The sequence below is a fragment of the Ensifer sp. GW821-FHT05G01 genome (assembly GCF_059419585.1).
In genome coordinates this window covers 319,370-331,059 of the sequence record NZ_JBWKSC010000001.1, presented here as the reverse complement: position 1 = coordinate 331,059, position 11,690 = coordinate 319,370, and the positions used below count along the sequence as shown (strand labels likewise).

General features: G+C 61.4%; 14 protein-coding genes. 9 read left to right on the top strand and 5 right to left on the bottom strand.

Annotation, left to right across the window (positions count from 1 at the left end; all coding sequences use genetic code 11):
* The first annotated feature begins 219 nt into the window (after window positions 1–219).
* Window positions 220–675, top strand: coding sequence for an SRPBCC family protein (locus AC07UR_RS01685; protein WP_209787890.1), 456 nt, complete (start codon window positions 220–222; stop codon window positions 673–675).
* Between the two features lie 18 nt (window positions 676–693).
* Here the strand turns inward: AC07UR_RS01685 and AC07UR_RS01680 are convergent, their stop codons facing one another.
* The 3 genes from AC07UR_RS01680 to sppA form a co-directional block, all read right to left on the bottom strand.
* Window positions 694–1,038, bottom strand: a complete 345-nt coding sequence (locus AC07UR_RS01680) for a DUF1049 domain-containing protein (protein WP_173418807.1) — start codon at window positions 1,036–1,038, stop codon at window positions 694–696.
* Between the two features lie 83 nt (window positions 1,039–1,121).
* Window positions 1,122–1,421, bottom strand: coding sequence for an integration host factor subunit beta (locus AC07UR_RS01675; protein ID WP_077502995.1), 300 nt, complete (start codon window positions 1,419–1,421; stop codon window positions 1,122–1,124).
* Between the two features lie 129 nt (window positions 1,422–1,550).
* Window positions 1,551–2,510, bottom strand: a complete 960-nt coding sequence (gene sppA, locus AC07UR_RS01670) for a signal peptide peptidase SppA (protein ID WP_173418806.1) — start codon at window positions 2,508–2,510, stop codon at window positions 1,551–1,553.
* 261 nt (window positions 2,511–2,771) lie between these two features.
* Here sppA and lptC point away from each other — a divergent pair, with 261 nt between their 5' ends.
* From lptC to ptsN, 6 genes are all read left to right on the top strand, one after another.
* A complete protein-coding gene (gene lptC / locus AC07UR_RS01665; RefSeq protein WP_173418805.1) occupies window positions 2,772–3,440 on the top strand; it encodes an LPS export ABC transporter periplasmic protein LptC in 669 nt (222 codons plus the stop codon).
* A 14-nt stretch (window positions 3,441–3,454) separates the two neighbouring features.
* Window positions 3,455–4,012, top strand: coding sequence for an LptA/OstA family protein (locus AC07UR_RS01660; protein WP_077502998.1), 558 nt, complete (start codon window positions 3,455–3,457; stop codon window positions 4,010–4,012).
* Window positions 4,013–4,025: 13 nt separating this feature from the next.
* A complete protein-coding gene (lptB, locus tag AC07UR_RS01655) occupies window positions 4,026–4,844 on the top strand; it encodes an LPS export ABC transporter ATP-binding protein (RefSeq protein ID WP_209787893.1) in 819 nt (272 codons plus the stop codon).
* A 142-nt stretch (window positions 4,845–4,986) separates the two neighbouring features.
* Window positions 4,987–6,546: an RNA polymerase factor sigma-54 gene (rpoN, locus tag AC07UR_RS01650; RefSeq protein ID WP_209787896.1), complete on the top strand. Its 1,560-nt coding sequence runs from the start codon at window positions 4,987–4,989 to the stop codon at window positions 6,544–6,546.
* 238 nt (window positions 6,547–6,784) lie between these two features.
* Window positions 6,785–7,354 (top strand): ribosome hibernation-promoting factor, HPF/YfiA family, encoded by a 570-nt coding sequence (gene hpf, locus AC07UR_RS01645; protein ID WP_077503001.1) that lies wholly within the window; start codon window positions 6,785–6,787, stop codon window positions 7,352–7,354.
* Window positions 7,355–7,526: 172 nt separating this feature from the next.
* Complete coding sequence (gene ptsN / locus AC07UR_RS01640) at window positions 7,527–7,991, top strand: PTS IIA-like nitrogen regulatory protein PtsN (RefSeq protein ID WP_077503002.1); 465 nt, start codon at window positions 7,527–7,529, stop codon at window positions 7,989–7,991.
* Window positions 7,992–8,026: 35 nt separating this feature from the next.
* On the opposite strand, the gene AC07UR_RS01635 is transcribed toward ptsN, so the two are convergent.
* Entirely contained in the window at window positions 8,027–8,833 is an 807-nt protein-coding gene (locus tag AC07UR_RS01635) for a response regulator transcription factor (protein ID WP_173418802.1), read from the bottom strand.
* A 136-nt stretch (window positions 8,834–8,969) separates the two neighbouring features.
* Here AC07UR_RS01635 and AC07UR_RS01630 point away from each other — a divergent pair, with 136 nt between their 5' ends.
* On the top strand, window positions 8,970–9,737 hold the full coding sequence (locus AC07UR_RS01630) for an SDR family NAD(P)-dependent oxidoreductase (RefSeq protein ID WP_115421080.1): 768 nt from the start codon (window positions 8,970–8,972) through the stop codon (window positions 9,735–9,737).
* 14 nt (window positions 9,738–9,751) lie between these two features.
* Window positions 9,752–10,987: a D-arabinono-1,4-lactone oxidase gene (locus AC07UR_RS01625; RefSeq protein ID WP_209787899.1), complete on the top strand. Its 1,236-nt coding sequence runs from the start codon at window positions 9,752–9,754 to the stop codon at window positions 10,985–10,987.
* A gap of 87 nt (window positions 10,988–11,074) precedes the next feature.
* Here AC07UR_RS01625 and grpE read toward each other — a convergent pair whose 3' ends face one another.
* The gene (gene grpE / locus AC07UR_RS01620) at window positions 11,075–11,686 is read right to left on the bottom strand and encodes a nucleotide exchange factor GrpE (RefSeq protein WP_209787902.1); all 612 of its coding nucleotides are present in this window, start codon (window positions 11,684–11,686) and stop codon (window positions 11,075–11,077) included.
* Between the last annotated feature and the right edge of the window lie 4 nt (window positions 11,687–11,690).

Below are 11,690 nucleotides of genomic sequence, written 5' to 3'. Positions count from 1 at the left end.
GGATTTCGAGGCGAGGCGTATTCTGTTGGTGCAAATAGCACCGCTCATGCTCTTGGCAAAGCCGTTTCCGATTTGCCAAGATCAACGCGGGAGCGAGAGTTGCATCAATCCATCGGTCGAAATCGAATTCAGGACAGGATTGCAAGGCGAATTCAGAGAATTACATGAACCTTCGCGCGCCCTTCTGGCCGCGTGGCACCGTCAATGGGAGGAATGCGCATGGACATGACCGGCGAAGAACGCATCTCGGCACCGCGTGATGCCGTTTGGCGGGGCCTCAACGACCCGGATATCCTGAAGCGATGCATCCCCGGCTGTCAGTCGATCGAGATGAAATCGCCGACCGAGCTTTCGGCCGTGGTCAAGATCAAGATCGGTCCGGTCTCGGCCTCCTTTACCGGCGACGTCATTCTGTCGAACCTCAACCCGCCGGAAAGCTACACCATCTCCGGCGAAGGCAAGGGCGGCATTGCCGGTTTTGCCAAGGGCGGCGCGGATGTGACGCTCGTCGACGACGGTGCGGAGACGCTCCTGCGCTACGACGTCAAGGCGCAGATCGGCGGCAAGCTGGCACAGCTCGGCTCCCGGCTGATCGACTCGACCGCCAAGAAGCTGGCGCAGCAGTTCTTTACGGATTTCAGCGCCGCTGTCGGTGGGCCTGCGGAAGCGGTCTAAGGGGCGACGCCCTCGCCTTCAGTTCTGCGGGGCAGCGAGAGTTGCCTGCGTGGCGAGCTTCTCCGCCTGGCTGCGGTGCTTTTCAGCTTCGCGGTGCCATTTCAGCGCCTCGGTCGCCTCATTGCGCGCGCGCCGGCGATATTTGCCCTGGCTGAACCAGGTGGCGGCAGCACCGAGGATCAGACCGACGACAACAGCAAGAAACAGGAAAACGAAGAAGGGCGCACTCACCGACAGCACGCTGTCTTCGGGCCGGAACGGATTGAGGGCCAACGTGACGCTCTGACGATTGGCGACGCTGAGCACGATCAGGATGACACCGACCGGGACGAGGAAAACGATGTTGATCAGTTTCTTGAGCATTCGGCGCTCCCGTTTTCCGGATCACCGCACAGGCCTTAGCGGCGAAGACGACAATCCGGATTCATGACGATCGGGCAGGACGATCAGTCTTCTTCGTCGTTCATGCCCGGGTTCAGCCGCTCGCGCAGCTCCTTGCCGGTCTTGAAGAACGGCACCCACTTTTCCTCGACGAAAACGGAGTCGCCGGTGCGTGGATTGCGGCCGGAGCGCGACGGCCGGTTCTTGACCGAGAAAGCACCGAAACCGCGCAGTTCGACACGGTTTCCGGCAGCCAGCGCGTCGGTGATCTCATCGAGCACCGCGTTGACGATGTTTTCGACGTCGCGGTGGTAGAGATGCGGATTGCGAGCTGCAACAATCTGCACCAGTTCTGACTTGATCACTGTCGCCCCCTTAAATTCTTGTTTGTTTTGCTTTTTCGGTCTGCATTGTGATTGCCGCAAGAAAATGACCGGCGCTCATCGGGCGCGGACGGCCACGTTACGGATCAGGCTGGGCATATGCTGCCATCCTCATTGAGCATCAACCTGCCAAACCGAAACAAGACCGTCAAGAAACAACTTGTCACCCCCGATTTTTTCGAGGCCTTTCATCGCCGGAAAAGCGTCATATCCCAACATCTTGACCCACTCGGAGACGGCCGATCCGAGGCCGAACGGCAGGGTCTGTCGCGGCTCTTCCCAATCAACCACGGCAAGGTCCTTCGACACCTTCTTGTCGGCCAGGAAGGCGCGGATTTCGTCGTCACCGCCAAGCTTGTCGACAAGCTTGAGGCCGAGCGCCTGTCGGCCGGTGAAAATCCGTCCGTCGGCAAGCAGGAGCGCCTCGTCGCGCGACAGCTTGCGGCGGTCTGCAACGAGGTCGACGAACCAGCCATAGCTGTCGTCGATCATTGCCTGGATCATCGCCTTGGCTTCGTCGCTCGGTGGATGGAAAGGCGAAGGCTCGGCCTTCAGCGGCTTCGACTTGATCGATTCCAGCGAGACGCCAAGCTTGTCCATCAGCTCCTTGACCTGGGGATACTGGAAGATGACGCCGATCGAGCCGGTGATCGAGCTTTCGCCGGCAACGATCGTATCGCCAGCAAGCGCGATCATGTAGCCGGCGGAGGCAGCCAGCGTGCGGATGTCGGAGACGACAGGCTTCTTGGCGGCGACCTTGCGGATCGCCTTGTAGATGACCTCGCCGCCATAGGTGGTGCCGCCGGGCGACGATATGGTCACCACCAGCGCCTTGACGGAATCATTTTTCTCGATCCGCTGGAGCCGCTCCAGCAATTCGCGATCGTCCTGGATCAGGCCAGAAATCGTCACGCGGGCGACATGATCGCGGGCGCGTCCCGCGCTGTCGGCCCAGCCCGACCAGGAAAGCGTCACCAGAGCCACAACGGCAAGCAGGCCGGCGACGATCCAGCGCCAGAAGCTCAGCTTCCTGCGCAGGCTGCGGCGATCGGCAATGGCAAGTTCATCCATGTGGGTTTCTCCCGAATTGTTGGCCCAGCTTCTGTCCGTTTTCGATCGGGCATGTTATCTGCACGGCAAGTGGCATACTCAATAGACGCGGTCGGTCACGGTTAAAAGCCGTGCCCGCCGTTTTCCTGTCTTCACGAAGTTTTTTGCGGCAGCATTGTACCGCAACAAAAAATATCCATATTTGCGACGACTTACACGAATGTATGTAAAAGGCGGCTCTCGCGAGAACGCTGAAAAGCAACGGAACCAACAGGTCTTCACATGTTAGATCATGCGCCAGCCCCCGGCTTCTTTGCCGACACGGGTGCGAGCTCGTCGGACGCCTACGCGCTCGCCGCGCGGCATTCGGCGCGCGTCAGGCGCCTGAAGATCATCCTGCCCGTGGTGGCCGGCATCATCGCCGCGATCTTTGCGGTCATTTCCTTCGTGCGCGCCTTCATGCCGGTCGATCTGCAACTCGATAGCGCAACGATCGAGGACGGCAAGATCGTCATGCAGAACCCTGCCATTGCCGGGCGCAACAAACAGGGCATCAGCTATTCGATGAAGGCGCAGCGCGCGCTGCAGGATATCGCCAATCCCGATATCATCACGCTGCAGACGATCCATGCCGAAATGCCTGTCAACGAAACGCTGATCGCCACGGTGGACGCGACCAACGGCATCTACGATCGCGGCGCCAATACGCTCGATATGAACGCCCCGTTCACGATTACCATGAATAATGGCGTCAACGCCGACTTCCAGTCGGCCTATCTGGACATCAATGCCGGCGAAATGGAAACGAAACAACCGATTGCGATCAGCATGAAGGGCGGTTCGATCATTGCGCAGCGGCTGCGAATGACGGATAAGGGACGCATAGTAACATTTGAGGGCATGGTGAGGGTCAATCTCGAACCCACTTCCATCCGCAAGAACACGAATTAGGATCTGGTGCATCCATGTCGGTACCCGCTACTTTTTTCAGGATTTCAGCCAGCCTGGCCGTTGCCGGCATCGGCGCATTGATGATTGTTTCGGGCGCTTCAGCCCAGGCCACATCGAGCAAGATGAAGGGCCTCGAACTGTCGAACGACAAGCCGATCCAGATCGAAAGCGACAAGCTTGAAATCAAGGATCCGGAAAGCAAGGCGATCTTCACCGGCAACGTCAAGGTCGTACAGGGCACCACGACGCTGCAGGCCGGCAGCATGACGGTCTTCTACAAGTCCGGTGGCGGCTCGGTCTCGAGCGGCGACGCCGACATCGACCGCATCGAGGTCAGCCAGCGCGTCTTCCTGAGCTCCGGCACGCAGCAGGCGACTGCCGACAGCGGCGAGTTCGACATGACCAAGCAGACCTTCGTCCTGAAGGGCGACAAGGTCGTGCTGTCGGAAGGCAAGAATGTGTTCGTCGGTTGCCAGTTGAATGTGCAGATGAACACGGGCGAAGCGCAGCTCGACGCCTGTGGTGGTCGGGTGCAGATCCAGCTCGACCCGAAGTCGCAGAAAAAGAACTGACGTAGATCCGCTCGTGCAACTCCCCTTCCTTCACAAGCGCAAGCGCGTCCGCAAGCCGTCGGCTTCAACGCCTGCCGTCGCCGGCCATGCGGTCGACAAGGCGCGTTACGACGGCACGCTGATCGCCCGTGGCCTGACCAAGGCCTATCGCGAGCGGCGCGTTGTCAACGGCGTGTCGCTGGTCGTTCGCCGCGGCGAAGCCGTCGGCCTGCTCGGCCCCAACGGCGCCGGCAAGACCACCTGCTTCTACATGATCACCGGCCTGGTGCCGGTCGACGAAGGCTCGATCGAGATCAACGGTAACGACGTCACGACGATGCCGATGTATCGCCGCGCCCGCCTCGGCGTCGGCTACCTGCCGCAGGAGGCCTCGATCTTCCGCGGGCTGACGGTGGAGGACAACATTCGCGCCGTGCTCGAAGTGCACGACAAGAACCTCGAGCGGCGCGAAAGCAAGCTCAACGACCTGCTCGGCGAATTCAACATCACGCACCTGCGCAAGTCGCCGGCCATCGCCCTTTCCGGCGGCGAGCGGCGACGCCTTGAAATCGCCCGGGCGCTGGCGACCGACCCGACCTTCATGCTGCTCGACGAGCCGTTTGCCGGCGTCGATCCGATTTCGGTTGCCGACATCCAGGCACTGGTGCGCCATCTGACGTCGCGCGGCATCGGGGTGCTGATCACCGACCACAACGTGCGCGAGACGCTGGGCCTGATCGACCGGGCCTATATCATCCATGCCGGCGAAGTGCTGACCCACGGCCGCGCCAACGATATCGTCACGAATCCGGATGTGCGCCGGCTCTATCTCGGCGATAATTTCAGCCTTTGACGTGATCCGTGGGCGAATCCGACATCTCGTCCACGGTCGTGCTTGACCAAACCCCTCCAATAAGCAATTTTTGGGCCAAATGAAAAACCGGACCGTCCAATGACGCGTCCGGTGGAGATTTCGTCGGGAGTTTCAGGTCCGCATGGCATTGTCGGCCAGCCTTCATCTGCGCCAGTCCCAGTCGCTGGTCATGACCCCGCAGCTGATGCAATCGATTCAGCTGCTGCAGATGACGCATCTGGAACTCAACCAGTTCATCGCGCAGGAAGTCGAGAAGAACCCGTTGCTCGAGCTTCAGGGCAATGACGACGACTTCGGCGCCAGCTCCGAACACGGCAGCCGCGAAGAGCCGACATCCGGATCCGGCGACGATTTCGGTGGAGCGGAGGAAGCGCCCGGCCAGCGAGACCTCTACGACAACGCCATGGCAACCGGGGGCGAGCGGCTCAACGAACAGCTCGACGCGGACTTCGGCAACATCTACCAGGACGACACAGCGCCACAACGCGCCGACGCGCCGGAACTGCTCGGCCAATGGAAGTCGATGCCCGGCAGCGGCGAAGGCGGCGACTACGATTTCGACGACTTCGTCGCCAGTCGCAAAAGTCTGCGCGAGACGCTGCTGGAGCAACTGCCCTTTGCGCTCTCCGCCGCATCCGATCGGCTGATCGCCCAGCACTTGATCGACCAGCTCGACGAGGCAGGCTATCTCCAGGCCGACCTCGGTGAGGTCACCGAACGCCTCGGCGCTGATGATGCCGACGTGATGCGCGTCCTCCTTACCCTGCAGCAGTTCGACCCGCCAGGCGTGTTTGCGCGCACGCTCAGCGAATGTCTCGCCATCCAGCTGCGCCTTCGCGATCGCCTCGATCCGGCGATGGAGGCTCTCGTCGCCAACCTGGAGCTTCTGGCGCGGCGCGACTTCGCTAGTCTCAAGAAAATCTGCGGCGTCGACGAAGAAGACCTGATCGACATGCTGGCCGAGATCCGCAAACTCGACCCGAAGCCGGGAACGAGCTTCGAGACCAGCGTCAGCGAAGCAATCGTTCCCGATATCGTCGTGCGCGCAGCACCTGATGGAACCTGGCTCATAGAGCTTAATCCGGACGCCCTGCCGAGGGTCCTCGTCAATCAGGCCTATTTCACGTCAGTGTCACGCGGCACCGAAAAGAACAGCGCCGACCAGGCCTTTCTCAACGAGTGCCTGCAGACCGCCAACTGGCTCACCCGCAGTCTCGATCAACGCGCCAAGACGATCATGAAGGTCGCCACCGAGATCGTTCGTCAGCAGGACGCGTTCCTCGTCCACGGCGTCGGGCATCTGCGGCCCTTGAACCTGAAAACCGTCGCGGACGCTATCAAGATGCACGAGTCGACGGTCAGCCGCGTCACCTCGAACAAGTACATGCTGACGCCGCGCGGGCTGTTCGAATTGAAATATTTCTTCACCGTCTCGATCAGCTCGGCCGAGGGCGGCGACAGCCATTCGGCCGAGACCGTGCGTCATCGCATCCGCACGATGATCCATGAGGAAAGGGCCGACGCCGTGCTGTCCGACGACGATATCGTCGACAGCCTCAAGCAGGCCGGCATCGATATCGCGCGCCGTACGGTTGCGAAATACCGCGAGGCGATGAACATCCCCTCCTCCGTCCAGCGACGCCGGGAAAAGCGGGCGATGGCCAAGGTGTCGGGCTTCTGAACCCATCAAAAGAGCCGCCTTTAAGTTAAGGCGCGTTAACTTTTTTGCGACCTTCGATTGACTCTCCGCGACGCAGGGGATATGAGCCCGCCGCAATTGCCGAGGACACGGTCTTCCTCGAGCGGCCGGTACGACCGGCAGGTGCGACACAGAGGCTTCCGCAAGCGTGAAAGGCTTGGATGACGGGGGCGCTTGGAATAGACTGGCTGCGCAAATCACGAAATAGAGAGGAAACTCCATGAGTGTGCGTGTATCCGGTAAACAAATGGAAATCGGCGATTCGTTCCGCGCCCGCATTGGCGACCAGATCGAGCAGGCCGTTACCAAATATTTCGACGGAGGATATTCAAGCCAGGTCACTGTGGAAAAGTCTGGACCGCGATTTAGCGCCGACTGCAAGCTTCATCTCGATACGGGCGTGGTTATGCAGGCGAGCGGACAGGCGAACGACCCTCAGGCTGCCTTTGACGCAGCGTCGGAGCGCATCGAAAAGCGCCTTCGTCGCTACAAGCGCAAGCTCAAGGACCACCACAACGGTAATGGTCAAGGTACCGAGGTGGCTTACACAGTGATGGACTCGGTGCCGTTCGAGGATGACGAAGTCCCCGAGGATTACGCACCGACGATCGTTGCCGAGAGTTCGAAACAATTGAGGACGATGTCTGTCGCGAGCGCTGTGATGGCGCTCGACATGACGGACGAGCCTGTCCTGATGTTCCGGACGCCCGGCAAGGCAGAGTTGAATATCGTCTACAGACGCAACGACGGAAACATTGGCTGGATTGACGCTGCCAATATCAAGGGATGAGTGGAAAAGGGGAGCGCCGGTGTGCCGGCGTTCCCTCCACTTCAATCAGCGGACAGGCCGGAAAATACGACTTTTCTGTGCATGGGACCCGCCAAGACAAAGATGGTTAGAGCCATTGCGACGCATTTGTGATGATGTTGTCCGGCTCTAACCGGCGAACGAGGACAAAAGAATGGCATTGGCAGGTCTACTGCACCAAAATGCGATCATCCCGGCCATGAGGGCCAACTCGAAAAAACAGCTCCTTCAGGAATTGGCGGCAAAAGCGGCAAAGATCACCGGGCTCCCAGAGCGCGAAATCTTCGATGTCATCCTGCAGCGCGAACGGCTCGGCTCCACCGGGGTCGGCAACGGCATCGCCATTCCCCACGGCAAGCTGAACAACCTGCCGTCGATCATCGGGATCTTTGCCCGGTTGGACACGCCGGTGGATTTCGAAGCCCTCGACGACCAGCCTGTCGACCTCGTCTTCCTGCTGCTTGCGCCCGAAGGCGCCGGCGCCGACCATCTCAAGGCACTCTCGCGCATCGCCCGAGTGCTGCGTGACCACGATATGGTGGCAAAGATCCGCTCAAGCGATTCCGCCAACGCGATCTACACGCTGCTCAACGAGGACACGACCTCGCACGCCGCCTGAGCAACCACCGCACCTGCGGTCAGTAAATCTGGCCGTCAGTAAATCTGCCGGCGGTTCAGATGATCTATGAAAATCCGAAACAGTGCGCCCTGGCTCGAAATACCGAGCCGGCGGTAAATGTTCTTGCGGTGAATGCGGACGGTTCCTTCGGCGATGTTCATCGTCTTGCCGATCGACAGGTTGCTATGCCCCCGCAGGATCAGCCGCACGATGTTGCGCTGCTGCCGGGTCAGGCGGTCGGCACAGAGACTGTCGAACGCGGTCTCGATCGCGTCGTCGTCCCGAGGTGCCGCCGCGACGACTTCACTCTGCTGGCGCCAGTTCGACCGCACGGCCTCCCTGACGATCGGCTCGTAGATCCTCAGGCTCGCCAGCTCGGCGTCGGTGAACGGCGCGGCGCCGCGACCGCGCATCAGCGAATACGTCGCCTGGACCTGGTCATCGAGCGGAATGACGAAGCCGATCTCCTCGACCAGAACGCCGCTTTCCATCGAGATGCAGGGATGCACTTCGGCCGAACTTGAAAAATCCGAATGGAAGAACTGGTCCGGCGCCAGCTCGCGCATGCGCCACAGCCCCGGTGGCTGACCGCCGCTACAGGCGACATAGAACGGGTCGAGCAGATAGGCGCCGCCGAGATAGGCGGAAAGCGCGCTGGCGGACACCTTCGCCGTATAGCCGTCATGCAGCACGATCGGCCTTTTGTCATAGGGATAGGCGAAGGCGACCGAGAGGTCGAAACTTGCGACCGAGCGCAGCATGCGGTCGAGCGCGCCGCCGAAATCCTGCGTTCCGATCAATCCGATCAGGGCCGAAATATCGGCCGATTCCCGAGCCAGCATGCGCGTCGAACTCTCCCCCTGCCCGCGTATCCCCCATGGGATATCGACAGCCCCTGCTTCGTCAACAATAATCCATCCCATGAGGACCGAGATCGCCGCATCAGACCGTGTGGCGCTTGAGCGCAAGGGGGATGCGATGGCAGGCCGGCTTTCTGGAAAAGTGGCGTTGATCAGTGGTGGGGCTGGAGGCTGCGGGCTTGCCGCCTCCGAACTCTTCGCCCGTGAAGGTGCGAAGGTCGGCATCGTCGACCTGCCGCGCAGCAAAGGCGAAGAGGTGGCCGCCGCCATCCGTGCGAACGGCGGCGAGGCGATCTTTGCGCCGGCGGATGTCTCGGTCTCGGCAGAGGTCAGTTCCGCAGTCAAGGCGGTCGAGGCGGCCTTCGGCGCGATCACCGTTCTCTTCAATCACGCCGGCATCCTGGCAGTCGGCCCCTTCCTCGAAACGGAAGAGGACGAGTGGGACCGGCTGATGGCCGTCAACGTGCGCAGCATGTTCCTGATGACCAAGGCGGTACTGCCGGGCATGCTCGCCGCCGGTGGGGGTAGTATCGTGTGCACCTCGTCGATCTCGGCGGTTGCCGCAACGCCGATGGAGGTTCTCTACGATACGACCAAAGGCGCCTGCCACATGTTTGCCCGCGCCATCGCCGTCGAATTCCGCGACCGCGGCATCCGCTGCAACGCGGTCTGCCCCGGCTTCATCGCCACCGATCACGGCAAGCGCGAACTGGTCGGTCTCAGCAAATACGGCGTCGACGTGTCGGAGGCAGCGATCGCCGCCCAGCAGGGCCGCATGTGCGACCCGAAGGAAGTGGCGAACGCCGCACTGTTTCTTGCCAGCGACGAGGCGAGCTTCGTCAACGGCACGCATCTGTTCGTCGACAATTGCTTCACAGCGGTCTGAGGGGAGGAAAAGACATGCTTCAATCAGGTGGCCACTGGCGCAACTGGGTCGGAAATCAATCATGCATCGTGCGCCAGCGCGGCGCGCCGGAGAGCGAGGCGGCGCTCGCCGAGATGGTCCGCGAGGCAACGTCGCAGGGGCTCAACGTCCGCTGCGCCGGCTCCGGTCATTCCTTTACGCCGGTGGCATTGACCAGCGGGCTGCATCTGACGCTGTCGAACATGCAGGGCGCCGTCAATATCGACCAGGCGCGCAAACGTGTCGCCGTGAAGGCCGGCACGACCATCAACCAGCTCGGCAAGGTCCTGAAGTCGAACGGTCTCTCGCTCATCAACCAGGGTGACATCGACAGCCAAGCCTTGGCGGGCGCGCTCACCACCGGCACCCATGGCACCGGGGCCACGCTCGGCAACATGGCCTCGCAGATCGTCGGCATGCGGCTCGTGCAGCCGGATGGCAGCGTTCTCGTCGTGGACGAGACCACGCCCGACCTCCTGGAGGCGGCGCGTGTTTCGATCGGCATGCTCGGCGTCATCTCCGAGATCACGCTGCAGGCGATGGACAGCTACAACCTGCATGAAAAGCTCTGGCGCTGCACCTTCGACGAGATGATCGAGCAGCACGACGAACTCGCCGCCAGGCACCGGCACTTCGGCTTCTTCTGGTGCCCGGTGCCCGAAAGCCGGCATTGCTACTGCCTGCCTGATACCGCGTCGGTTTCGACGACGGTCAAGACCTCTGATGTCTGCGAGATGAAGGTGATCGACATCACCGACCGGCCGCCGATGGAGGAGGGCTTCGAGAAGATCGCCTATTCCTCGGAGATCTATCCGATCGAATACGTTCCGAATTTCCACGAGCTGGAATATGCGGTGCCCGTTGCCCACGGCAAGGATGCCGTGAAAGCGGTGCGCAAGCTGATGCTGGAAAAGCATCCGACCTGCATCTACCCGATCGAGTATCGCTTCACGGCCGGCGACACCGGCTGGATCAGCCCGTTCTACGAGCAGGATTCGATCACGCTATCGGTCTCGGGCGAACCGGGCACGGACTACTGGGAATACTTGAAGGATGTCGACACGATCCTGCGCCAGTACGGATCGCGACCCCATTGGGGCAAGCTGCATTTCCTCGGCGCCGACGACGTGACAGCGCTCTATCCGCGCGCCGGCGACTTCCGAGCCTTGCGGGCAAAAATCGACCCGGAGGGACGCTTCCTCAACGACCACCTGCGGCAGCTGTTTGGCTGATACCGGCCTGCATCGCCGGGACCGCCGAAAACGAAAACGCCGCGCGTCCTAAGGGACGCGCGGCGTTGAAACAGATCAGACTGCAGCTCAGGCCGCCGGGCTGTCGCCCTCTGTCGCGGCGGCCTTCGGGCCACCCTTGGACACGCCGACCATGGCCGGACGCAGGACGCGGTCGCCGATGGTGTAGCCGGCCTGGACGACCTGCAGCACCGTGTTGTTCGGCACATCGGCGTTCGGGATTTCGAACATGGCCTGGTGGAAGTTCGGATCGAACTTCTGGCCTTCCGGCTCCAGCTTCTTCACGCCGTGGCGCTCGAGCGCCGAGAGCATGGCGCGCTCGGTCATCTCGACGCCTTCGATCAGAGCGTTGAGGCCGGTTTCGCCGGCTTCCTTGGCTTCCGCCGGAATGGCATCGAGCGCCCGGCGCAGATTGTCGGAGACGGCCAGCATGTCGCGGGCAAAGCCTGCGACCGAATAGGACTTGGCATCCTTGACGTCGCGCTCGGTGCGGCGACGCAGGTTGTCCATCTCGGCGGCGAGCCGCAGATACTTGTCGCGCAGGTCGTTGTTCTCGGCTCTGGCAAGTTCCAGCGGATCGGCTTCGGCAACCGGCGCTGCTTCCACAACCTCGGGCGTAGCGTTGTCTGCCTCGTCGTTGGCGGCAGCTTCGTGTCCGTGCTTGTTTGTTTCGTCGGTCATGACG

Excerpts from the sequence above, each read along its gene's own strand:
- rpoN (WP_209787896.1), top strand. The coding sequence starts at position 4,987 with ATGGCATTGTCGGCCAGCCTTCATCTGCGCCAGTCCCAGTCGCTGGTC.
- AC07UR_RS01630 (WP_115421080.1), top strand. The coding sequence starts at position 8,970 with ATGGCAGGCCGGCTTTCTGGAAAAGTGGCGTTGATCAGTGGTGGGGCT.
- AC07UR_RS01660 (WP_077502998.1), top strand. The coding sequence starts at position 3,455 with ATGTCGGTACCCGCTACTTTTTTCAGGATTTCAGCCAGCCTGGCCGTT.
- AC07UR_RS01635 (WP_173418802.1), bottom strand. The coding sequence starts at position 8,833 with ATGCTGGCTCGGGAATCGGCCGATATTTCGGCCCTGATCGGATTGATC.
- hpf (WP_077503001.1), top strand. The coding sequence starts at position 6,785 with ATGAGTGTGCGTGTATCCGGTAAACAAATGGAAATCGGCGATTCGTTC.
- AC07UR_RS01625 (WP_209787899.1), top strand. The coding sequence starts at position 9,752 with ATGCTTCAATCAGGTGGCCACTGGCGCAACTGGGTCGGAAATCAATCA.
- grpE (WP_209787902.1), bottom strand. The coding sequence starts at position 11,686 with ATGACCGACGAAACAAACAAGCACGGACACGAAGCTGCCGCCAACGAC.
- lptC (WP_173418805.1), top strand. The coding sequence starts at position 2,772 with ATGTTAGATCATGCGCCAGCCCCCGGCTTCTTTGCCGACACGGGTGCG.
- AC07UR_RS01685 (WP_209787890.1), top strand. The coding sequence starts at position 220 with ATGGACATGACCGGCGAAGAACGCATCTCGGCACCGCGTGATGCCGTT.
- ptsN (WP_077503002.1), top strand. The coding sequence starts at position 7,527 with ATGGCATTGGCAGGTCTACTGCACCAAAATGCGATCATCCCGGCCATG.
- sppA (WP_173418806.1), bottom strand. The coding sequence starts at position 2,510 with ATGGATGAACTTGCCATTGCCGATCGCCGCAGCCTGCGCAGGAAGCTG.
- AC07UR_RS01680 (WP_173418807.1), bottom strand. The coding sequence starts at position 1,038 with ATGCTCAAGAAACTGATCAACATCGTTTTCCTCGTCCCGGTCGGTGTC.